Below are 24,355 nucleotides of genomic sequence, written 5' to 3' on the forward strand. Positions count from 1 at the left end.
TTTTACAAATTTTTCAGCGCATGTTTGATAATGTTCTCTACGCTAAGCGAAGCATCCTGACTGATCACTTTGTCCACCGCCTTTTCGGCCTGCTTTCTCGGAAAGCCAAGAACCTCTAAAGCAGATAACGCTTCATCTTTCTTTGTATTGTTTGAATTTGAGTAAACTTCGTCCTGATCGTGAATTTTTAAAATCTTGTCCTTGAGGTCCAGGATCACCCGCTGGGCGGTCTTTGCACCTATCCCCTTGATTCCCTGGATCACAGGTACATTTGCCTGGGCTATGGCGTCCATGATCTGGTGTGGATCCATAGAGGAAAGCATGGTTCTCGCAATACTGGTTCCTATTCCCGAAACCGATATCAGCAAACGGAACAACTCCCGTTCGGATGCTTCCATAAACCCGAAAAGAGTATGGGAGTCCTCCTTTACCTGCAGATGTGTGAGCAGGCGGATGTTCTCACCCTCGGGCAACTGTGAGAAGGTATTCAGGGATATATTCACAAAATATCCAATGCCCTGACAGTCGATGACCACGTGTGTGGGGTGTTTTTCAACGAGTCGTCCCTGAAGGTGTGTAATCATAGGTCAATCCTTAAGGCAGACAGGTAACGGTCTTATTGTTTGTTTTGTTTTTTCTTCGCATTCCTTCGCTTTTCCCTTTCCTGAGCATCGATCACTGCCACTGCCGTCATATTGACCATTTCCTCCACGCTGGCGCCCAGCTGTAAGATATGTACAGGCCGTTTTAACCCGAGCATGATGGGTCCGATCGTGTCGGCGGCGTGCAATTCCTTGAGGAGTTTATAGGTGATATTTGCGGCTTCCAGGTTGGGAAAAATGAGGGTATTCACTTTCTTTCCTGCCAGCTTGGAGAATGGAAACTGGCTTTCGTGCAACTCACGGTTGAGGGCGAAATCTGTCTGGATCTCTCCGTCTACGACAAGTTCAGGATGGGTCTCATGCAAGATCCTGACTGCCTCTTTTACCTTGCTGGCGTGAGGGTGGTTAGAAGAACCGAAATTGGAGTAGGACAGCAGAGCCATCACCGGGTCGAAACTGAATGCCTTGGCCAGGTTAGCCGTCATGACAGCGATTTCAGCCAATTCTTCGGCGGACGGGTCGATATTGATCGAGGTGTCAGCCAGGAACAACGGACCCCGGCTGGTGATCATGATATGCACCGTAGCGGCCTTAGAGACGTTAGAAGCCCTGCCTATCACTTCAAAAACAGGTTTGATGGAGGTGGCATAAGACCTGGAATACCCGGAGATCATCCCATCTGCATCCCCTTCCAGGACCATCATGGAACCGAAGTAATTCCGCTCCCTCATACGGCTTTTTGCACTGTATAGGGTGGCCCCGTTCCTCCTTCTGGCCTCCCAGTATTTTTGGGCGTAATACATGCGCTTTTCGTAGGAATTCTGCCCGTACTGATCGATAATGGGAACCTCCGCATCGAACTCGAGTTCCTTTTTTAGCTCTTTGATGACCTCAGTGTTCCCCAGCAGGATGGGCATGGCGATCCCTTCCTCGTAAGCGATCTGCGCAGCCTTCAGAACATCCAGCTGATCTGCCTCGGCAAAGACGATTCGTTTGGGATTACTCTTGGCCCTGCTCATCAGGAGGCGCATTACCTTGTTGTCATCCCCGGAGCGCTGCAACAATTCTTCCCGGTATTTCTCCCAATCCGTGATAGGCATTTTCGCAACCCCGCTTTCGATCGCTGCCTTGGCAACAGCAGGTGGGATCTCCGAAATTAGCCGGGGATCGAAGGGTTTAGGGATGATATATTCGCGGCCAAAGGTGAGGCGGGTTTCCCCATAGGCTATATTCACCTGTTCAGGAACCGGTTGCTTTGCCAGCCTGGCCAGGGCTTTTACCGCGGCCATTTTCATTTCTTCGTTGATCTTGGTCGCCCGAACATCGAGCGCCCCCCGAAAGATGAACGGGAAACCCAGCACATTGTTCACCTGGTTGGGGTGATCAGACCTGCCTGTGGCCATGATCACGTCCTTCCGGGTCTTAACGGCCAGGCTGTATTTGATCTCGGGGTCGGGATTAGCCATGGCAAAAACAATGGGATTCTCGGCCATGGATTTCAACATGGCAGGAGTCATGATATCGGCAATGGAAAGTCCGATAAACACATCCGCATCTTTTAGGGAATCCTTGAGATCGTGGAAGTCGCGCTCCGTGGAGAACTCCAATTTCTCTTCAGAGAGGTTTTCCCTGTCCCTGCGGATTACCCCCTTGCTGTCTAACATGATAATATTGCCGGCCTTTGCTCCCAGGGCCTTGTACAGCTTGGTACAGGAGATCGCTGCGGCACCCGCACCGCTTATCACGATCCGCACATCTTCTATTTTCTTTTTAGCCAGTTCAAGTGCATTGAGCAGCGCAGCAGCTGAGATGATCGCGGTACCGTGCTGATCGTCATGCATCACAGGTATATCGAGTTCTTCTTTTAGCCGGCGTTCAATCTCAAAGGCCTCGGGTGCCTTGATATCTTCCAGGTTGATACCGCCAAAAGTGGGGGCTATTGCCTTGACCGTTTCGATGAACTTGTCGATGTCCTTGGTATCTACTTCAATATCGATCCCATCAATATCCGCAAAGATCTTGAACAGGAGGGATTTCCCTTCCATCACGGGTTTAGAAGCCTCAGGGCCTATATCTCCCAACCCCAAAACCGCCGTACCGTTGGAGATCACCGCTACCAGGTTGCCCTTGGCCGTATACTTGTATACATTTTCAACATCCTTGGCTATTTCCAGACAGGGCTCGGCCACCCCGGGGGAATAGGCCAATGCCAGGTCTCTTTGTGTGGAATATGGTTTTGTCGGGACTACCTTGATCTTACCCGGAGTGGGTTTCGCATGGTAAATAAGGGCTTCCCGTCTCTTTTTATCTTTCCCCATATGGTAAATGTCTTTCGCAAATGTAAGGGTATTTCCCTTTAAAATAAACCGGTCAACCCTCTTCAATGCAATTTGAGGACACCGGGAAGTGTATTCGAAAAATTATAGCAATATCCGAATTACTGGTGCTCTTTGGTGACCCTGAGTCGGGTCGCTAGAAGCGCCGCTATCACAAAGAAGGTCCCGGCAAAAAACATGGCATTCACAGAATTGGCCCCCAGCAGATTCTTGAAGATGGGACCAAAGGTAAGGGTCTGTATCCCCATCGGGATCACTATCATCATGTTGAGAATCCCCATGTATACCCCTCTTCGTTCCTGAGGTACGATTTTGGAAACCATACTGTACGGAATCCCCATCATGGCCGCCCATCCTATCCCAAAGAATACCATGGGGTAAAGCACATAAACAGGGTCTGTGATATTCGGAATGGTGAATAGGGCAACAGCTGTTCCCAGGAGACTTAAAGCATAGATCTTTTTTCCTCCAAATCTCATGGTCAGGGGTACCAGGACCAGGGCCACTACCGTGGTTACCACATTGTAAGTAGTGCTCATTTTGGCCGCCTGCGCAGCTGCCTGTGAAGTGTCGAAGCCCATGGTGGCCCTGAATAGCGGAGTGATAAATTGCCAGTAAATAAAAAGCGCATACCACTGAAAAAGATATACCGCCGAGAGTCTCCACATAAAATTGGGCATATCCTTGACCGCCTCAGCAATCTCCTTAAAGGGCAGTTTAAACCGGGCTGAAAAGGACATTTGCCTGTGGCTTCTGATCTCAGCTAATTCCTCATCTGAAGGGGGTATTTCCGGGGTTTTTAAGACCGACCATAAGATCGTGGCTATAGACAGGAAAGAGCCGATAAAGAAAGAGTAGTACAGCCATTTTGGAACTTCACCGGAAATTTCCTCTCCTCCTCCAAACCAGTCCTGGAACAGGAAGATTGAAGCATTGGCCAGCAGTATCCCGGCCCCTACGAACAAACTTTGCATCTGATATCCAAGGCTTAATTGCCTGTCCGGAAGTTTATCGCCTACGAATGCCCTATAGGGTTCCATGGCCATATTATTCCCCACATCGAGGATCCAGAGTAAACCCACTGCGAACCAAAGAGCCGGACTCAGGGGAAAGGCGAACAAACACATACTCCCCAGCAGGGCCCCTATGAGAAAAAAAGGTTTTCTTCTCCCCCATCGCGGAGACCAGGTCTTATCGGAAATTGCGCCGATCAGGGGCTGAACCACCAGTCCGGTAACCGGCCCGGCGATATTAAGGATGGGTAGTATTTCTTCAGACGCCCCTAAAAACAGGAAAATGGGATTGATCGCACTTTGCTGCAGTCCAAAACTGTATTGTATCCCCAGGAACCCGACATTCATATTAAATATCTGCCAGAAACTGAGTTCGGGTTTGCTGATCTTCATACTTTCTAGAATTTACCCGGTGCCCGGGGTGATTTTCGAGGTTAAACAGCTGTCAAGATAGTATTTTATCTCCCTCTTCCTAAAAATTCTTCCTAAAATACGGGGCATATCCCCCTGTTGGGCGGCTAATCTCCGGAGCCCAGGAAGGCTATATTCCTTTTCAGGCCCAGGAATTTGGTCCGCTTGACTGCCGATCCTTTAAACACCTTCTGGAATACCTCTTCCGTGATCTCCTCCCAATCCCTCTTGCTCATCCCCAGCAGGTCCGGATGGGGCTCAAATTCAGGCTCTGTGTGGGGCTTGGAGAATCTGTTCCACGGGCACACATCCTGGCAAACGTCACACCCAAAAGCCCAGTCGTCCATCTTGCCCCTGAAAGAGGTTGGGATCTCATCCCTCAATTCAATGGTGAGGTAGGAGATGCATTTGCTTCCGTCTACCACATAGGGTTGTATTATGGCCTGGGTCGGGCAGGCATCGATACAGGCGGTGCAGGAACCACAGTGATCTGTTACAGGGGTATCGTACTCCAGTTCCAGGTCTACGATCAGTTCGGCGATAAAGTAAAAGGACCCCACCTGCTGGGTGAGCAGGTTGCTGTGCTTGCCTATCCATCCTAGGCCGCTTCTGGCCGCCCATACTTTGTCTAAAACGGGAGCAGAATCCACGAAGGCCCTGCCTTGCACCTCCCCGATTTCCCTGTTGATAAACGCGTGTAACTCCCGGAGTTTGCTCTTGATCACCTGGTGATAGTCCTTGCCGTAGGCGTATTTAGAGATCTTATAGGTCCCTTCCTCCTGTTGCTGAGAAGGGTAATAATTGAGCAGGAGGGAGATTACAGACTTTGCCCCATCGACCAGCTTTCGGGGATCGAGCCTTTTGTCGAAGTGATTCTCCATATACCCCATCTCACCGTGCATGCCTTGCCTGAGCCATTTTTCAAGCCTGGGTGCTTCCTCCTCCAGGAATTCTGCTTTGGAGATCCCACAGGAGAGAAAACCAAGTCTATTGGCTTCCCTCTTAATGAATGCGGTATGTTTTGAAATGGGATTGCTCAATGCTCAGTAATTGATTTCAAACGAAAATAGGAAATTAGTATTATGCAGCCTCCCGAGCAGAGCGTGGTGCTGAATAAAAAAAACGCCCCGATTACTACAGGGGCGAAATTTTTTAAAACACTCAAGGTCTTATCCCATCGATTCCCCTTCCACACTTAGCTTCAGGTTCTTTTTGGCGCCGTCTTTTACGATCGTCACGGTGAATACTCTTCTGATATCACGGCCATCTTTGAATCGAACCAGGTAGTTGTTATCGGTAAGTTCCCATCCTGGATACTGGGAATGGACAGTATTTCTTACACCCGAAGGCAAGGAAATATCCTTATACCTCTCAACTGTGGTCAATATCTTGCCTGTTTTATCATAAGTCGCGAGGATACTGCCTTTGGAATTTTTAAAGATGATTTCATAGGCATCCATACTCTTGTCGTATACCGATGATTCATTCACATTATATCGGGCGGCAATTTCTTCCAGATCAACAACCGCTTCTGAATTGATTCCTTTAATTGCCATGTTCCTGTAGCTGTGGTTCAAAATGGGAGAAACGGTAACCGCCGCCAGGCTGATCTCCTGTACCTGAGGTTTCGCGTCCTGGGCCAGCCCTGTTCCGGAAAGTCCCAGAAGAAGGGCGCTGAAAAGAATTTGCTTCATGTTATTTGATATTAGGAGTTAATAACGATACAAAGTTGCGAAGGATCCCTGCTCTCAACCTAACAATTTTGATGCATTCTATTCCAATTTAAAATGGAAGTCTTCCGGTTTTGGCGGGTAGTTTTTTGGCCGATCTCGGTGACTGGCGACGGCTTATGTAACCCTGGATCGACTGGGCAATCTGCAGGGAGATGGATTGTTGAATTTGAACGGCATCGTACTCGCTCCAATGCCTTGTAAATTTCTCAGACCACAGGATATCATCTGAGTAGACATCGATCAATTGTACACTGACCAGGATCTCATCCGACGCAAGTTGAATATTTCCCTGCGTGATCAGATCCACCTGTAGCTGTCCTGCGATCTCTGTGGCCCCTAAGGTAGTCTCCTTGTATTTTAAAACTGAGGTGAAGGGTACTACCTTGGGCAAGGTGCTGATCTCTGAAAGTGTTGAACTTACCGAGTTGGTTACCCCGTCACAAAATCGATCCAGCCCGCTACGGTCACTCCAGTTCCTGAAGGGTAAAACTGCGATTGAATTCTTATAAGGAAAAACTGAATTGGTCTGTACATTACTGGAGGGGGACTCCCTATTTACATAGCGGTAGATAAAAACCCCGGCAAACATGGAAAGAAAGGCCACAATAGCCAGAATTCCAACACTGATAAACCTAGCCTTTTTGGGGACAGATAAGTTCTCAGTTATTACAGCCGGGGATAACACCTGAGTATTCCGGAACTTTGCCTCTCCCGGTGGGTATCCGAAGTGATTGTGGAAGCAGGTGTTGAAATAGGTAGGACTGGCAAATCCAACCTTGTAGGCAACCTCAGATACCGTCAGAAGGTCTTCCTTTAATAATTCCAGCGCCACTGACAATCTGTATTCACGGAGAAAGGCGCTTGTCGACTTGCCAAGGATGGAGGATACTTTTCGGTGCAGGTGAGGCCGGCTAAGACCTATTTCATTCGCCAGCTCCTGCACCCCGAACTGGTCGTTTCCCAAATGGGCCTCGATGATTTCGATCAGCTTTTCAATAAAAACTCGATCTCTTGAAGAATGTGAACCCATTGCCGTTTTCGTGTACCTAAGATCATATCAATTCCCAGTTTCAAAAACAACAAATCCTAGAATTCCTATATAAAGGTAGATAATTCCGGGGTACGGAATTGCGTCCTTCCAGGCAGGATTTCCCAAATTATTCATAAATCTGCAAACCGGATGGAACTGTATAAAATCCAGGGCAGGAAAAGATCAAGGTAACTACTCCCGCGGAATAAAGTTAAGAGCTACACTCACTGGTTTCAGGGAAATAAGGGGGTTGAGTACCACTTCCTCCGAATCACTTTCGATCCGGTACTTCGAAACGATCTCCACAAGGGTAAGGACCATTTCATACATCGCAAAGTTATTGCCGATACACATCCTCGGCCCTGCACCAAAGGGATAATAGTACGGCCCCATCTCCTTTTTCCTTTCCCTGCTGAAACGTTCCGGCATGAAAAGCTCCGGATTCTCCCAGAAAGACCGGTACCTGTGCAACTCGTATACGGACATCAGCAACAATGTGCCCTTTGTAAATCGGTGCCCTGAAAGCTCTACGGCCTCCGTCGCCATCCGGTCTATCACATAGACCGGTGGATACAATCTCATCGCCTCTTCTATGCATTGCTGGGTGTATTGAAAGCGTGCGATCCATTCCAGGGTGTCCACATCCCCGCCTTTATTTTTTTGGACCTCACGATATACTTTTTCCTGTATCTCGGGATGGGTAGCCAGAAGGAAGAGGGTAAAACTCAGGGCATTTGCCGTAGTCTCGTGGCCGGCAGTAAAGAGGATCAGGACTTCGTCTATAAGCTGGCGGCGCTCCATATGCGTACCGTCCTCATAGGTGGCTCCGAGCAGCATATCGAGGAGGTCATCCTCCTCCCTCTGTTGGGATACCCGTTCCTCGATAAGGGCATTGAGCAGCTCCCTTCCCCTTTCGGCATACCCCAGGTGTTTCCTGATTTTTCCGCTGAGTTTAAACCACCAGACCAGGTAAGGCTGCCTCATCTCGCGGATGAGCATTCTCTGATTGGTCTCAGTGATTTCCTGCAATTCTCGCATCTCTTCCCGGATCTCTGTATTGCTGAAAAGGGATTTAGCCACCACCTGAAAAGCGAGATCCCCCATAAGGGGAAAAATATCCTGCTCCCTGCCGGGTTGAATGCGCTTGATTTCTTCCCTGATCGCACTGCGCATAGTTCCCAGCAGACCCTCGAGTTTTTTCTTGTGGAAGGCAGGCTGGATCATCCTTCTCTGTACCCTCCAGTGTTCACCCTCTGCCGTGAGGAGTCCGTTCCCTATATACTTGGCCAGGTCCTTGGTCTGCAAGGGCGATTTTCGGAACTTTTTCTGCTGTTTCTGAAGTACCTGCTGTATGATCTCAGGATCCCGGGTAAACACAACAGGCCTGCCGGGTCCGACACGGACCTTAAATGTGTCTCCGTATTTTTCAAAGTTCTCGGAATGGAAAGGAAGGGGATTGGCCAGGATGCGTTTCCTGTTCTTCAACACCTCCAGCAGGGAAACGGTCTTGATTTCTCCCATCTAGAAAAGACCGGGTTGTGTTCCGCCTTTGATCCGCCCGAGGTGCTTGTAGGCGAGTTCGGTCACCTCCCGCCCCCGTGGAGTCCTCATAATGAATCCCTGTTGTATGAGGAAGGGTTCATAGACCTCTTCAATGGTCTCGGCACTTTCGGAAACCGCTGTAGCCAGGGTTGAAATCCCCACAGGTCCCCCTTTGAATTTATCGATGATGGTCATCAGGATCTTGTTGTCCATTTCGTCCAGGCCATGGGTATCCACATTCAGGGCCTTGAGACCAAACTTTGATATGTCTATGTCGATCTTACCATTCCCTTTGATCTGGGCAAAATCCCTGATCCTTCTCAGGAGCGCATTGGAGATACGGGGGGTTCCCCTGCTCCTACCTGCGATCTCAATAGCAGCCTCCTGGGTAATAGGCACCTTCAGGATATCCGCACTGCGCTCCACGATGGTGGAGAGGAGTTCCGTATTGTAGTACTCCAGCCTGCTTTGTATGCCGAAGCGCGCACGCATGGGAGCCGTTAGCAACCCCGACCTGGTCGTAGCACCGATAAGCGTAAAAGGGTTGAGGTTGATCTGTACTGACCGGGCGTTGGGGCCAGTTTCGATCATGATGTCTATCCTGTAATCCTCCATGGCAGAATACAGGTATTCCTCCACTATGGGGCTCAGCCTGTGTATCTCATCAATAAAGAGCACATCCCTTTCTTCCAGGTTGGTCAACAGGCCGGCCAGGTCACCGGGTTTGTCAAGTACTGGACCCGAGGTCACTTTGATCCCTACTCCCAGTTCATTGGCCAAGATATGTGCCAGGGTGGTCTTTCCCAGGCCGGGAGGACCGTGGAACAAGGTATGGTCCAGGGCTTCATTCCTCAAATTGGCAGCCTGCACAAAGATCTGCAGGTTTTCCAGGACGGATTCCTGCCCCGTAAAATCATCAAAGGATACGGGACGCAGCGCTCTTTCTATATCGAGCTCTTCCTGGGAAAAATGATCTGCAGTCGGATCGAGATGTTCGTTCATATTCTCAAAGATAATGAAAAACACAAGGGATTATCACGGTTTTAACCGGCTCTAAATCTTCAAAGATTTTCGCGGCATGACAAAAGTCATCTTTTAGCTGTGTTTTATTTCCAAATTTTGCAGTAGAAGTTCAACCAAATATTAAAAATATCATTTTCATGGGAACATTTGATTTAACGAAGTACGGAATTGAAGTAAAAGAGATACACCGAAATAGCAGTGTACCAGTTCTTTACGAGCTGGGATTGCGACTGGAAGAAGGAACTGCCATCTCCGATGTGGGTGCCCTGCTGGTATATTCCGGTGAGAAAACGGGACGTAGCCCGAAGGACAAGCGTGTGGTAAGGCATCCCGACTCTGAAAAGAATATAGACTGGGGGCCTATCAATATCGGCCTTGATGAGCATACCTATATGGTGAACAGGGAACGCGCCCTGGATTATCTCAACACCAGGCCCCGCATCTATGTGGTAGATGCCTTTGCGGGATGGGATCCCAAATACAGGCTAAAAGTAAGGATCATCTGCACACGTGCCTATCACGCCCTGTTCATGCAGAATATGCTGATCATGCCGACCGCCGCTGAACTCGAGCAGTTTGGGGAACCAGACTACGTGATCTTTAACGGAGGAGGTTTCCCGGCCAACCGCTATACTTCGGAGATGACCTCCAAGACCAGTGTGGACGTGAACCTGGAAGCCAAAGAAGTGGTCATCCTGGGTACCCAATACGCCGGGGAAATGAAGAAAGGGATATTCTCTATCATGAATTACCTCATGCCCCTGGAAGAAGTATTGCCTATGCACTGTTCCGCCAACGTGGGTGAGGAGGGTGATGTATCCATCCTCTTCGGACTCTCAGGAACCGGTAAGACTACGCTGAGTGCTGATCCAAAACGAAAACTCATTGGGGATGACGAGCACTGCTGGACAGACGACGGAACCTTCAACATAGAAGGCGGTTGTTATGCCAAGGCGATCAACCTGTCGGAAGAAAATGAACCGGACATTTACAACGCGATCAGGTTCGGTACCGTCCTTGAAAATGTGGTCTACGATAAGAAAACCCGAAAGGTGGACTATACGGATACCTCCATCACACAGAATACAAGGGCATCCTACCCTATCAACTTTATTGATAACGTACAGATCCCATGTGTAGCGGGTCATCCCGAAAATATCATTTTCCTTACCTGTGACGCCTTTGGTGTACTGCCTCCGGTAAGCAAACTCACCCCTGAACAGGCGAGCTATCACTTTATTTCAGGTTATACCGCCAAGGTAGCCGGTACCGAGATGGGAATTACCGAACCCCAGGCAACATTCAGTGCTTGTTTCGGTGCTGCCTTTATGATGTGGCATCCCAACCGGTATGCAGAGTTGCTGGCCGAAAAGATCAAGAAACACAATGCAACTGCCTGGCTGGTCAACACAGGTTGGACAGGCGGGGCACACGGTGTGGGTTCAAGGATTAAACTGAAGTATACGAGAGCAATGATCGATGCCATCCACAATGGAGATTTTGACAATGTCTCCTTTGTGAAGGATGAGGAATTTGGGTTTATGATCCCTGAGAGTTGTCCTAATGTGCCGTCTGAGGTCCTTATCCCCAGAAATACCTGGGAAGACAAGGAAAAATACGAGCAGGTGAAGGACAAACTGGTCGCCCTTTTCAATGAGAACTTCAAAAAGTTTGAAAAGGATGTGAACGGGGAGATCGTAGACGCCGGACCTAAACGTTCCCTGTCCGTAGAATCCTGATCTCAGATGGATCAGATCAATGAGGTTCCCTTTTCCATTAGGAAGGGGGAACCTTATTTATTTCGTTTAAAGAATTCAGAATTGTCCCTGAAGGCTGTTAGGGTGATATCCGGTTCACTGAAGAGGTAACATCGCGCATTTCCTGTCAGGCCTATCTGCAACCGGGTCCTCGCGAAGATGCGGGCATCCCCCGAATCCGATATCCCGGCAGTAAGGTCATCGACCTCAAAATCCTGACCCCGTAATTTGCCGTTGCCACTAACTTTCATGTCTAAACTACCCGAGGTACCCTCGAGCTGCAATGAGCTGTTGTCCTGAATGTCGACCGATCCTGAAAAAGCGTTCACATAGAGTTGTGCATCTGATTTTTGACTCATCTTCACCGACAGGCTGTCAGCAGTCATGGTATATTCCCCTTTGCTGTTGTCCTTCATCGCGATGGTGAGTGTCCCGACATCCCCATCGAAATGAACTCTTGAATTACCGAAGGTCTCTATTTGGAGAGCATCTGTATTGATCCTTTCCCCTTCGGCCGTTTCTACTCTCCCTTCCTGTACAGTGATGGTGTTGAGCTGAGAAAAAGACACCACAATGGTCAGTTCTTTTTTGGAAGTGATCTCGTAAAAGGAAGAGATCACGAGGGTACCGTCATTTACCCGGAATTTGATCACATCCACCAGATTGTCGTCTGCAGTAATGGTATAGGATTCTTCCGCAGACCTTTTCAGAACAATATCCAGGTCGTCCACCAGTTCAAGCCTGGAGAAAGGAGGCAGGGCTTCCGTGACCGTTGTGACTTCCCGGTTGCCTTTTAGCCGGGGTTTGCGTTGTGCGTATACTCCTGTGACCATTGTGAATACGAGGGTGATCAACAGATATCTCAGGGCGATCTTCATAGATTTGACGGTATTTATTCGCTTAATATGAAATAAAGATATTACAATTTCCTCAAGAACAGGGCCAAACTAACCATTGCCCTCAGGCAATCAAAAAACCCATCCACCGGTGCTACCGAGGGATGGGTTTGATATTTATAAATGAAATGATCTAGTGATGGAGTTCCTCTTCATCCTTATGGAGAGGGACGTCCTGAGGCACGAAATCCTGTCCTTTGATCACGTATTCCCCGTTAGGCAATGTCTTGCTGTAATCATAAGCCCATCGGTGTACGTGGGGGATCTCACCTTCCCAGTTACCGTGGAAGTGCTCAATAGGCGCAGTCCACTCCAGCGTATTGGAGTTCCATGGATTTTGTACAGTGGGCTTACCGTAGAACATACTGTGAATGAAGTTGTAGAGGAAGACCAGCTGAGCGGCTCCTGCGATCAGGGCGAAAACCGTGATCAGTACATTCACATCTGTGAGTTCGTCGAACATAGGGAAAGCTGTATTCTGGTAGTACCTCCTCGGTACACCGGCCATTCCCACAAAGTGCATGGGGAAGAAGACCCCGTAGGCACAAACAGCTGTCACCCAGAAATGTACATAGCCCAGGTTCTTGTTCATCATACGCTTGAACATTTTCGGGAACCAGTGGTAGACCCCGGCAAAAAGACCATAGAGGGCTGAGATACCCATTACAAGGTGGAAGTGAGCCACTACGAAATAGGTGTCGTGTACATTGATATCAAGGGTACTGTCCCCGAGGATGATCCCTGTGAGACCTCCTGTGATGAAGGTCGATACGAGGCCGATTGAGAACAACATGGCAGGGTTCATCTGCAGGTTCCCTTTCCAGAGGGTTGTGATATAGTTAAACGCCTTTACCGCAGATGGGATAGCGATCAATAGGGTCGTGAATGTAAATACGGATCCCAGGAAGGGGTTCATCCCGGAGATAAACATATGGTGTCCCCAAACAATGGTGGAGAGGAAGGCGATAGCCAGGATTGAGGCTACCATCGCCCTGTATCCGAAGATGGGCTTCCTTGCGTTGGTAGACATTACTTCTGAAGTGATCCCGAGAGCCGGGAGCAGTACGATATATACCTCAGGGTGGCCCAGGAACCAGAACAGGTGTTCATACAGTACCGGAGATCCTCCCTGGTAATGCAGCACCTCCCCCTGAATAAAAATATCTGAAAGGAAGAAAGATGTTCCGAAACTCCTGTCCATGATCAGCAGCAGGGCTGCAGAGAGCAACACCGTGAAAGAAATCACCCCGATAATGGCCGTTACGAAGAACGCCCAGATGGTCAGGGGAAGTCTGGTCATAGACATCCCTTTGGTACGAAGGTTTATGACGGTTACGATATAGTTCAGTGATCCCAGGAGGGAGGAGGCGATAAAGATCGCCATAGAGACCAGCCAGAGGGTCATCCCCATTCCGGATCCCGGTTGTGCCATTGGCAGTGCACTAAGGGGAGGATAGATGGTCCATCCTGCCGCAGCCGGACCCGCTTCCACAAACAATGAGATCACCATGATGACACTGGAAGTAAAGAACAACCAGTAGGAGACCATATTCAGGAAACCGGAGGCCATATCCCTGGCACCGATCTGCAATGGGATCAAAAGGTTACTGAAGGTACCGCTCAACCCGGCAGTGAGCACGAAAAACACCATGATGGTTCCGTGTATGGTCACCAGAGCCAGGTAGATATCAGCGTCCATTACCCCATCAGGGGCCCATTTTCCCAGCAGGGCTTCAAAGATGGGGAAGGATTCCCCGGGCCAGGCCAGCTGCAATCTGAAAAGCAGGGACATTGCGATCCCTATGATCCCCATGATCAGACCTGTGATCAGGTACTGCTTGGAGATCATTTTGTGATCCTGGCTAAAGATATATTTAGTGACAAACGTCTCTTTGTGATGATGATGTCCATGATCGTGTGCGTGATCATCAACATGTGCGTGTGCTGTAGCAGACATAATCTTGTTTAATTTTTATTAATTTTCTTTTCTAGCCTTGTTTTTATTTAATTCATGGATGCCATGAGCTGGGAGAAGGTCTGTTGACTTTCCATCCACGCGTTGTATTCTTCTTCGGTCTCCACTATGATCTTCATCTGCATGTTGTAATGCGACTTACCGCAGATCTTATTGCATAGCAAGACATAGTCGAACTCCCATGGATCGGAGTTGGGTTCGCCATTGGCAGCCCTTTCTGCCCTGATGGCGTTGGTACGCTTCACTTTGTCGACCACATCCGGATTGAGACGCATCTCTTCGGTAGTGATAGTCGGGGTGAAGGAAAATTCAGTGATCATTCCGGGAACGCAGTTCATTTGTGCCCTGAAATGCGGCATGTAAGCCGAGTGGAGCACATCCTGTGAACGGAACCTGAAATTGACTTTGCGTCCTACGGGAAGGTGTAATTCCTTTACGATCACATCATCACCTGCATAGGGATCAGATTCGTCCAGCCCAAGCACATTAGCGCGATCGATGTCGATCATACGCACGTTAGCTCCTCCCAAGACGTTATCTGCCCCGCCGTAGCGTGCCGTCCAGTTGAACTGCTGGGCGTATAATTCCACGATCAGTGGGTCGTCCTCATCATTCACGTCCATGATGTTCGTCCAGGTGTAAAGTCCCCAGAGGATGAGTCCGGCCAGTACGATCACCGGGATGATGGTCCAGATGAATTCCAGTCGGTCATTATCCGCATAGAACAAAGCCTTTTTGCCTTTTTCTCCCTTGTACTTATAGCCAAAGTAATGCAGGAGGGCCTGGGTTACGGTTTGCACGAAAAAGATGATCACGAAAGACCACAACATCAGATCGTCATAATCCCCTCCGTGTTCTGATGCGGCTTCCGGCAGCAATACCTTGGTGTATTTCCAGAAACTGAAAATGGTGATCCCGTAAATAAAGATCAGGAAGGCGAACATCAGGTAGCCGTTGTACTTGTTGTCCTTATCGCTGGCAACCTGGGTATTCTCTGCCCTGATCTGAGACAGTTCAAAGATCTTGGTCATCTGCCAGATGGCGATGGCTACTAGGATTAGAACAAGTATCGTAAGTAATGTCGTCATTATCTAAACTAAATAAGTTACTGTATTCATTAATAGTGAAAATGTCTGCTCTCCTCTATAAATGGGTTTCTTTTCGGTTGGAGCGGGACCTTGGTCAGCGTCCTGAACGTCCAGAATATGAACGCACCGGCAAAGAAAGACAAGGCTCCCAGTTCAGGAATACCGATGAACCACTGGTCGCCCACAGTACCGGGCATCACCATGTTGTAGACATCGAGATAGTGTCCTGCCAGGATCACGATTCCTGCCATGATCACGAACCAGTTCACCCTCTTGTAATCACTGTTCATAAGGACGAGGAGGGGAAACACGAAATTCATAACGATCATACCGAAGAAAGGCAGTTTGTAATCCTCAATCCGGGTCACAAAATATGTCACCTCTTCTGGGATATTGGCATACCAGATCAGCATGAACTGGCTAAACCAAAGATACGTCCAGAAGATACTGAATCCAAACATGAATTTAGCCAGGTCGTGTATGTGGCTGTCATTCACATCAGGTAAATATCCTTTTGATTTTAGGTAGATGGTTACCATGGCGATCACGGTGATCCCGGAGACCATCATGCTCGCAAATACATACCACCCGAACAAGGTACTGAACCAGTGGGGATCAATACTCATGATCCAATCCCATGACATCATGGATTCGGTAACGAGATAAAAGACCAGGAAGCCAGCAGACCACCTGAAGTTCTTCACAAAGTTTTTGTTGTCCTGTGCTTCGTCCTGGGCGAGGGACAAACGCCTGGAAACTTCCCTGTAGAGGATCCAGCCACCAAGGAATACAGCGGCTCGAATCAGAAAAAATGTGGGGTTCAGATAACCCGATTTTCCCTGTATTAAAGCATCTTCCGCTACCACTTCAGCATCCATCCAGACGAACATATGGTTAAAGTGCATTACAGAGAGCACGAAGATCACGAAGATCACGATACCCCCGGGTACGAGATAAGCAGTAATTCCTTCCATAACCCTGAATAAAAGGGGCGACCAGCCGGCCTGTGAAGCTCTCTGAATGGCGTAAAACGCCAATACCCCCAGGGAAATCATAAAGAAAAAGAACGCAGCCACGTACAAGGCAGACCAGGGCCTGTTTTGCAACTGGTGCATCAGGTGTTCGTCATGTGAGGCTCCATGGTCAGAAGCAGCAGCATGCTCAGCGTCAGCAGCCGGATGCTCACCTGCAGGATGCTCCCCTGCGGGATGTTCACCCGCCGTGGCGGGATGTTCGCTTTCCTCTGCGTGACCTCCACCATGACCGTCATCATGTGCGGCTACCATCGCCTTGGCTTCTTCCGGGGTGGAAGGGACCGATACAAACCCGACACCCATCCCCAGGATTCCGAGGGCCATGAGGACAATTGCTCCGATCTTAAGTCTGTTAGAAAATGTATACATAGTTGCTGTCAGTATCTTATTTAGTTAGGTCCTGCTTAAGTTTCATGACGTATTCCGCCACCTGCCACCTCTCTTCAAAATTGAGTTGTCCGGCATAGGATCCCATGGAGTTAAGGCCGTAATAAATTGTGTGATAGGTAGAGCCAACCGTAATATTCCGGGCTACATCGGCATAACTGGGCACTCCGAGGATCTTCTCCCTTTTTACCAGTGTTCCCTGACCGGCCCCGTTGGCACCGTGACAGATCGCACAATAGATATCGTATAATTCCTTTCCTTTTGCCAGATTGGCCTCAGCATTGAGGGAGTCAAGCGGACTAGCCTGCAACCTCGCCATGTCCTTTCCGGCCAGGTCATTAGCGAATTCGTAAGGCAGCCACCCCCTTGAGATCGTATTCTCAGCAGGCTGAAGGGCTTCAGAACCGCTTGGCAAAAAGTCTACCTGCTGATAGGTCTCATAGCCCACCGGAAAATACATGTTGGGCATGTACTGATAGTTCGGGCTGTCCTTGTCTGCACAGGAAACCATGGCCAGTACGGCCGTAAATACAATTCCTATTTTGAGTATATTCTTCATAAGTCCGGTACTACTTTTCTACCTTGTTAATCTCAACGGCGCCTGATTCCTGCAAGAGGGTCATCAGACCTTTCTCATCGCCGTGCACTTCTATTTCCATTACAAAATGGTCATCTGTGGTCCTGACATCAGGGTTTTCAGCTTTCTTGAATGGCCATAGCCTGCTTCTCAGGTAAAAGGTGATCACCATCAGGTGGGCTGCAAAAAATACGGTCATCTCGAACATAATTGGAACAAAGGCCGGCATGTTCTCGATATAGCTGAAACTCGGTTTCCCTCCGATGTCCTGTGGCCAGTCTTCGATCATGATATAATTCATCATAACGATCGCAACTGTAAGACCGAGACAGCCGTACATAAAGGAGGTAATAGCGATCCTCGTTGGAGCCAGCCCCATAGCCTTGTCTAGCCCGTGCACAGGGAAAGGGCAGTACACTTCCTCTATATGATGTTTGGCAGCCTTTACCTTTTTGACAGCCTGCATCAGGATGTCATCATCGTTGAAATAAGCGTGTATAACTTTAGAGGCCATAATTACGATTTCTTATTTAATTTCTTTGCCTGACCGGCCCAGTCGTCCCGCTGAGCCCTTCCCGGGAATGCCCCCGTCAGTTCATCCAGCATATTGTATTCGGCCTCGGTCATCCTGCTGACCTGGGCAAAGGTGTATATTCCTATCTGATTCAGCGTCTTTTCCATTTTGGGTCCGATTCCCTTCACTTTCTTAAGGTCGTCTGCCTTGTCTTTGGAAGGATCAAAAGTCCCGAGTTTGGAAAGCAAATCAGAAGCTTCAGCCCTTGGTATTTGTACAGAAGCTGATTCTGCTTTCGTCTCTTTCATCTGAGCCTTACCCGAAGGCATTTGATAAAGGGGTTTCCCGGCATCCCTCAAGGTCTTGTATTTGGACCCTGAAGATTTCAGTATAGATTTTACTTCCGCCTGCGCGATCACAGGGAAGGTCCTTGCATAGAGCAGGAAGAGGACAAAGAAGAACCCGATGGTACCGATAAAGATTCCGATATCCACGAAGGTCGGGGAGAACATGGTCCAGGATGAAGGCAGGTAATCCCTGTGGAGGGAGGTCACGATGATCACGAACCTCTCGAACCACATCCCGATATTCACAACGATGGAGATCACAAAGGAGATCACGATGCTGGTACGGATCTTTTTAAACCACATCACCTGAGGGGATACCACGTTACAGCTCATCATGAGCAGGTACGCCCACCAGTAAGGTCCGGTGGCCCGGTTCAGGAAGGCGTACTGTTCGTACTCTACCCCTGAATACCAGGCGATGAAAAGCTCCGTGATGTAGGCACATCCCACGATGGAACCTGTCACCATGATGATGATGTTCATCAATTCTATATGCTGAACCGTGATATAGGCTTCCAGGTTGCATACCTTCCTCATGATGATAAGGAGGGTCTGTACCATAGCGAACCCTGAAAAGATCGCCCCAGCCACAAAGTAAGGCGGAAAGATGGTGGTGTGCCATCCCGGGATCACGGAAGTAGCAAAGTCGAAGGATACGATGGTGTGTACAGAAAGTACAAGGGGCGTGGCCAAACCAGCGAGGACGAGGGAGACCTCTTCAAATCGCTGCCAGTCCTTGGCCCTGCCCGTCCAGCCGAAACTCACCAGGCTGTAGATCTTTTTCTGGAAAGGTTTAACCGCCCTGTCGCGTATCATCGCAAAGTCGGGTAACAACCCTGTCCACCAGAAAACCAGTGATACTGATAAATACGTTGAGATCGCAAATACGTCCCAGAGCAGAGGGGAATTAAAGTTCACCCAAAGGGAGCCGAACTGGTTGGGAATTGGAACCACCCAATAGGCAAGCCATGGCCTACCCATGTGGATGATAGGAAATAATCCCGCCTGTATCACCGAGAAGATGGTCATGGCCTCAGCCGACCGGTTGATCGCCATTCTCCATTTTTGTCTGAAGAGCAGCAGTACCGCCGAGATCAGTGTTCCGGCGTGACCGATACCCACCCACCATACGAAGTTGGTGATGTCCCAGGCCCAGTTGACCGTCTTGTTGAGTCCCCAAGTACCTATTCCCGTGGAGATCGTATAGATTATAGCACCTATTCCCCATAGGAGTGCCGCAAGGGCGATGGAAAACACTATCCACCACTGCCTGTTGGCCCTGCCTTCTATTGGAGCTGCAATGTCTACCGAAACGTCGTGGTAGTCTTTGTCTCCTATAACTAGGGGCTTCCTAATTGGTGCTTCGTAATGCGACGCCATAGATTTCTGTTATGTTAGGTTTTTTCTTCTTGTTTATGCTTCGTTGGTATTGCGTACCTTGACCTGATAGAACACATTAGGCTTGGTTCCCACTGCTTCCAGCAGGTGGTACATCCTGTCCTCTTTCTTGAGAGCTGCCACCTGACTCTTCTCGTCGTTGATATCTCCAAAGATGATAGCCCCGTTGCTACAAGCATTGGAACAGGCGGTCTGGAATTCCCCGTCCTCGATCTCGCGTCCTTCCCTCTTGGCATCCAGGATCGTCTTTTGAGTCATCTGGATACAGAGTGAACACTTCTCGATGACTCCCCTAGACCTTACAGTTACATCGGGGTTGATGACCATCTTACCGAGGTCGTTGTTCATATGGAAATCGAACTCGTCATTATTATTGTAAAGGAACCAGTTGAATCTTCTCACTTTGTAAGGACAGTTGTTTGCACAGTATCGTGTACCTACACAGCGGTTGTACGCCATATGGTTCTGACCCTGACGGCTGTGCGAGGTAGCGGCCACCGGACACACGGTCTCACAGGGAGCATGGTTACAGTGCTGGCACATCACGGGCTGGAAGGCTACCTGAGGATTCTCAGCGGCCCTCTCCATTTCTTCAAACCCGGCCTTGGAATCAAAAGCTCCGGAGAACTCGTCTTTTTTGATATTGTCATCCTGGAAGGTGTCTTCTGAAGAATAGTACCTGTCTATTCTAAGCCAGTGCATATCCCTTGACTTCCTCACCTCTGATTTTCCGACTACCGGGATGTTGTTCTCAGCATGGCAGGCGATCACACAAGCCCCGCATCCTGTACAGGCGTTCAGGTCGATAGACATGTTGAAATGGTGGCCTACTGACCTGTCAAAGGATTCCCAGAGGTCGACTGTGGTGGCCGGCACCTCCTGGTGGTTGAGAGATACCTCAGGAACGTGATTCCACTCATGAGGATCTTCTGTGTTGTATTTTTCGAGGGTGGTCTCCTTGATGATCTCCCCCCTTCCCATCAGGGTGTTTTGAAGCTGGATACAGGCAAATTCATGCATGCCTGCCGCTTTCTCCACTGTGACGGATTGAATGCTGTTGAAGTCGTTGTAAAGCGCATAAGCATTTACCCCGGTCTGCATCTCCTCCTTCATCCCCACTTTCCGGCCATAGCCAAATGAAAGTCCGATGGTATTTTTCGCCTGCCCGGGCTGTATGATCACAGGAACGTTGCTTAGGGTAACTCCATTGACGGTCACATTGGCGTAGCTGCCGTCGAGTCCACCATTGGCCGCATTCTCGTTAACAAGGCCGAGTTCATTCGCATCAGCCCTGGAGATAGTGAGATAGTTATCCCAGGTAACCCTGGTGATGGGATCAGGAAATTCCTGAAGCCATGGGTTGCTGGCCTGCTGACCGTCTCCCATCCCTACTTTGCTGTAAAGGGTAAGCTCCATTCCTTCTGAAGAGGCCGAAGCCAGGCTTTGAACGGCGCCGCTGAGCACCCCATCAGAGGCGGGCTCTGATGCAGTTTCCTCCTGGGTTACTTCCATGCTCATTTCAGAGCTGTATACTCCGTCGTGTAACGCTTTGTTCCAGGAATCGGTACCGAGGACGCTCTCCGTCCAGTTAGTTTTGATATAATCGTAGTAGCTCTGATCGCTGCCCATCCAGTTCAGGAGGGACTGCTGAAATTGACGGGTGTCAAACAGCTCCCTGATGGTAGGCTGGATCAGGCTGTAATGTCCTTTTTTCAATTGAGTATCTCCCCAGGATTCCAGGAAGTGATTGGCAGCTGCCGCGAATTGTGTGCGCTCTGTGGTCTCGTTCCAGTTGGTGGAGAAGGTGACAGATAGATCTACGTTCCCAAGGCCTTCCGCGAAGTCAGAAGCATTGGGCAGGGTGTACATAGGGTTTACCCCATCCATGATGAGCATACCCACATTGCCCGATTTCATATCGCTGATCAGCTGTTTTACGGTAGCCGTATTTCCCTGGCGAACATACTTGGGTGCAGCTGTATCCATAGCTTCGCTGCCGAGCATTTTATTGATAGCCAGGACCAGTTGCTGCGCATTCACATCGTCCAGTCCGGTAACTACCACAGCCTTGCTCCCTTTGCTACGGATTTCAGCAGCCGTGCTGTCTACCATGGCGAGGACCGCCTCACTGAGGTCAGTGCTTACCCTGCTGTTGTTCAGTTTGCCGTACAGGGCGGCCAGTGCTTTTTTCTGTTCAGACGGCTTCAGGGGCACCCGCTTGTCGGCATTTGCCCCGGTAAGCGTCATATTGGCTTCGAATTGGATGTGCCTTGACATCTTTCCGGCCTTGGGTACGCGCCCTTTGGAATATCCGGCATCGTATCCGCCTCCCTGCCAGTCGGACAGAAAATCTGCCCCGAAGGAAACGATAAGTTCGGCCTTGTCGAAATGATAATCGGCAAGCGCCCTTTCCCCGTAGGCCATTTCGAAAGCATTCAAAGCGGCATCCTCTGAAATGGCATCGTAGGTGACGTGTTTTGTATTGGGATAAGCAGCCGTAAAATCGGCGATCAATTTATCGGTAGACGGACTGGCGTAAGTCTGGGTAAGGAGGACCACTTGTTTCCCCGAACCGGCCAGAGCTCCCAGTTTGGATTTAACAGAGGCGTCCAGGATAGCCCATTCTACGGGCTCCCCGTTGGAAAGGGGCCCCTGGAGCCGGGTGCTGTCATACAGGGAAAGGACGGAAGCCTGGACCCTGGCGTTAGCACTGCCATTAGTAGCCGCTTCCTTGTTGTTTTCTACTTTGATAGGCCTTCCTTCCCTCGTCTTAATGAGGATACTGGCGAAATCAAAACCGTTGGCGATGGTAGTGGCGTAGTAATTGGCCACCCCAGGTACGATCCTTTCGGGTTGTACCACGTAGGGGATCGATTTGATAACAGGGCCCTCACAGGCAGCCAATGAAGCAGCTGCAGTGCTGAAGCCTATATACTTCAGAAAATCGCGCCTGTTTGTCTTGGAATCTGACAATCCCTCCTTGTCGCCGAGAAATTCATCTACGGGAATTTCTGTCGGAAACTCGTTATCTCTCAGCTGTTGAATATTGGAATCCGCGGGGAGCAGGTCCGCCTCGTTCTTCCAGTATACCTTATTTGATGCCATACGATCTATCTGTAATTAGCTTCTGTATTGTTCTTAATAATGACATTTTCCACATTCGAGTCCGCCCAGCTGCGCAGCTGTCAGTTTCTCAACGCCGTATTTCTCGGAAAGTGCCTTGTGAATCTTTTCGTAGTATTCGTTATCCTGAAGGTTTACCTCGGTCTCCCTGTGACAGTTTATACACCATCCCATAGTGAGGGGAGCATACTGGTACATGATCTCCATCTCTTCTACCGGGCCGTGGCAGGTCTGGCACTCGATGCCAGCGACTGATACGTGCTGGGAGTGGTTGAAGTACGCGAGGTCAGGGAGGTTGTGAATGCGGACCCATTCCACAGGTTTGGATTCACCGGTGTAACGCTGTTCTTCTTCATTCCACCCGACAGCCTTGTAGAGCTTTTTGATCTCGGCGGTGTAGAATTCGTTGGTGTATCCGTTTGCCAGATCCTCGGCTGAAGGGCCTTCCGGGTTGCCCTTGTATTCGTAGATCGACTTATGGCAATTCATACACACGTTGAGGGATGGGATCCCTGAGTGTTTTGAAACCCTGGCGGAAGAGTGGCAATACTTACATTCGATCTTGTTGTCTCCTGCGTGAATCTTGTGAGAATAGTGGATAGGCTGAATAGGCTGGTAACCCTGGTCTACCCCTATCTGCATCATCCAGCCATATGCGTAATAGGCACTGGCCAGAAGCAAGAAGATGACAGAGCACAGGACCAGAAACTGATTCTTGGCAAATGCCTTCCAAATCGGCATGCGTTTCTCGGCCTTCGCTTTTTCGACAACCACACCATTGGCCTCAGCGATCCGCTTCAGGGTGGTGTTTACCAGGATCAGCATCATGACCAGCAATCCGAAGACCAGTACAAGTGCACCCAGGATCACTTCATTGGTGATCCCTGAGGATGAAGCAGCGCCTCCGGGAACTTCTGCCGTTGTAGCGACTGCCTGTACAGGTGCCGGAGGAGGGGCCGCCGTATAGGCCAGAATATTATCTATGTCTGCGTTGCTCAGAGTAGGGAAGGCCGTCATGGCAGCCTGGTTGTATTCTGCATAGATCTTGTTGGCGTATGCATCTCCGGATGAGATCATTCCCGCACTGTTCTTGATCCAGGAATAGAGCCATTCCTTATCCAGGCCTTCTTCTTCAGCGAGGCGAGTCTCCACATTGGCCAGCGCTGGTCCCGTCATCTTGCGGTCCAGGGCGTGGCAGGCGGCACAGTTCTGATTGAACAACTGCTTACCTTTTACGGGATCACCTCCCAGTGAGGCATCGGCTTCCGTCGCCACAGCTTCGGCAGCAGCCTGATCCTGCGCAAAAAGATTGTTCGTGAGTAGTAGACTACCAACCAATAAAAAACTGAAAAGAGTAGAAATCTGAGAGCGGTACAGAACCTTTTTCATATTGAAATTATTTCTATCGAAATCCTGGCACGATATTTTCTCAATCCTAGGAAAATGGGTGAGTTATCGCCCGTGAAATTGGGGACAAAAATACGGAATAGACTTTATTTGGGAAATCGTTAACTATTGATAATTTATAATTTATAACTATTCTAAATAAGGCTTGTTTATTCTGTTTAA

The 24,355-nt window shown here is 49.3% G+C and carries 18 protein-coding genes; 1 reads left to right on the forward strand and 17 read right to left on the reverse strand.

Going from position 1 to position 24,355, the window contains the following annotated elements:
• Window positions 1–2: 2 nt before the first annotated feature.
• From ruvA to ruvB, 8 genes are all read right to left on the reverse strand, one after another.
• Window positions 3–584 (reverse strand): Holliday junction branch migration protein RuvA, encoded by a 582-nt coding sequence (ruvA, locus tag IEV19_RS05885; protein WP_188369740.1) that lies wholly within the window; start codon window positions 582–584, stop codon window positions 3–5.
• 32 nt (window positions 585–616) lie between these two features.
• Window positions 617–2,920, reverse strand: a complete 2,304-nt coding sequence (locus IEV19_RS05890; RefSeq protein ID WP_188369741.1) for an NADP-dependent malic enzyme — start codon at window positions 2,918–2,920, stop codon at window positions 617–619.
• Window positions 2,921–3,039: 119 nt separating this feature from the next.
• On the reverse strand, window positions 3,040–4,344 hold the full coding sequence (locus IEV19_RS05895) for an MFS transporter (RefSeq protein WP_188369742.1): 1,305 nt from the start codon (window positions 4,342–4,344) through the stop codon (window positions 3,040–3,042).
• Window positions 4,345–4,469: 125 nt separating this feature from the next.
• Window positions 4,470–5,402 (reverse strand): tRNA epoxyqueuosine(34) reductase QueG, encoded by a 933-nt coding sequence (gene queG / locus IEV19_RS05900; RefSeq protein ID WP_188369743.1) that lies wholly within the window; start codon window positions 5,400–5,402, stop codon window positions 4,470–4,472.
• A 129-nt stretch (window positions 5,403–5,531) separates the two neighbouring features.
• Window positions 5,532–6,056, reverse strand: coding sequence for a hypothetical protein (locus IEV19_RS05905; RefSeq protein ID WP_188369744.1), 525 nt, complete (start codon window positions 6,054–6,056; stop codon window positions 5,532–5,534).
• A gap of 88 nt (window positions 6,057–6,144) precedes the next feature.
• The gene (locus IEV19_RS05910; protein WP_188369745.1) at window positions 6,145–7,125 is read right to left on the reverse strand and encodes a helix-turn-helix domain-containing protein; all 981 of its coding nucleotides are present in this window, start codon (window positions 7,123–7,125) and stop codon (window positions 6,145–6,147) included.
• A 192-nt stretch (window positions 7,126–7,317) separates the two neighbouring features.
• Window positions 7,318–8,646 (reverse strand): cytochrome P450, encoded by a 1,329-nt coding sequence (locus IEV19_RS05915; RefSeq protein ID WP_188369746.1) that lies wholly within the window; start codon window positions 8,644–8,646, stop codon window positions 7,318–7,320.
• Window positions 8,647–9,669 (reverse strand): Holliday junction branch migration DNA helicase RuvB, encoded by a 1,023-nt coding sequence (gene ruvB / locus IEV19_RS05920; RefSeq protein ID WP_188369747.1) that lies wholly within the window; start codon window positions 9,667–9,669, stop codon window positions 8,647–8,649.
• Window positions 9,670–9,827: 158 nt separating this feature from the next.
• On the opposite strand from ruvB, the gene pckA reads away from it, so the two are divergent.
• Entirely contained in the window at window positions 9,828–11,429 is a 1,602-nt protein-coding gene (pckA, locus tag IEV19_RS05925; protein WP_188369748.1) for a phosphoenolpyruvate carboxykinase (ATP), read from the forward strand.
• Window positions 11,430–11,482: 53 nt separating this feature from the next.
• Here pckA and IEV19_RS05930 read toward each other — a convergent pair whose 3' ends face one another.
• From IEV19_RS05930 to IEV19_RS05970, 9 genes are all read right to left on the reverse strand, one after another.
• Window positions 11,483–12,325, reverse strand: a complete 843-nt coding sequence (locus tag IEV19_RS05930) for a GIN domain-containing protein (RefSeq protein ID WP_188369749.1) — start codon at window positions 12,323–12,325, stop codon at window positions 11,483–11,485.
• 151 nt (window positions 12,326–12,476) lie between these two features.
• Complete coding sequence (locus IEV19_RS05935; protein WP_188369750.1) at window positions 12,477–14,300, reverse strand: cytochrome c oxidase subunit I; 1,824 nt, start codon at window positions 14,298–14,300, stop codon at window positions 12,477–12,479.
• Window positions 14,301–14,347: 47 nt separating this feature from the next.
• The gene (locus IEV19_RS05940; protein WP_188369751.1) at window positions 14,348–15,406 is read right to left on the reverse strand and encodes a cytochrome c oxidase subunit II; all 1,059 of its coding nucleotides are present in this window, start codon (window positions 15,404–15,406) and stop codon (window positions 14,348–14,350) included.
• A gap of 29 nt (window positions 15,407–15,435) precedes the next feature.
• The gene (locus IEV19_RS05945; protein ID WP_188369752.1) at window positions 15,436–16,809 is read right to left on the reverse strand and encodes a quinol:cytochrome C oxidoreductase; all 1,374 of its coding nucleotides are present in this window, start codon (window positions 16,807–16,809) and stop codon (window positions 15,436–15,438) included.
• A 16-nt stretch (window positions 16,810–16,825) separates the two neighbouring features.
• Window positions 16,826–17,386 carry a c-type cytochrome gene (locus IEV19_RS05950; protein ID WP_188369753.1) on the reverse strand — a complete coding sequence of 187 codons (561 nt, stop codon included), beginning with the start codon at window positions 17,384–17,386 and terminating at the stop codon, window positions 16,826–16,828.
• A gap of 10 nt (window positions 17,387–17,396) precedes the next feature.
• Entirely contained in the window at window positions 17,397–17,918 is a 522-nt protein-coding gene (locus tag IEV19_RS05955) for a DUF3341 domain-containing protein (protein ID WP_188369754.1), read from the reverse strand.
• 2 nt (window positions 17,919–17,920) lie between these two features.
• A complete protein-coding gene (locus IEV19_RS05960; RefSeq protein WP_188369755.1) occupies window positions 17,921–19,645 on the reverse strand; it encodes a helix-hairpin-helix domain-containing protein in 1,725 nt (574 codons plus the stop codon).
• Window positions 19,646–19,678: 33 nt separating this feature from the next.
• On the reverse strand, window positions 19,679–22,768 hold the full coding sequence (locus IEV19_RS05965; protein WP_188369756.1) for a TAT-variant-translocated molybdopterin oxidoreductase: 3,090 nt from the start codon (window positions 22,766–22,768) through the stop codon (window positions 19,679–19,681).
• Between the two features lie 33 nt (window positions 22,769–22,801).
• On the reverse strand, window positions 22,802–24,175 hold the full coding sequence (locus tag IEV19_RS05970) for a cytochrome c3 family protein (RefSeq protein WP_188369757.1): 1,374 nt from the start codon (window positions 24,173–24,175) through the stop codon (window positions 22,802–22,804).
• Window positions 24,176–24,355: the final 180 nt, after the last annotated feature.

Origin of the sequence: Muriicola marianensis, assembly GCF_014638095.1 — a bacterium.
In the GTDB taxonomy this organism is placed as follows: domain Bacteria; phylum Bacteroidota; class Bacteroidia; order Flavobacteriales; family Flavobacteriaceae; genus Muriicola; species Muriicola marianensis.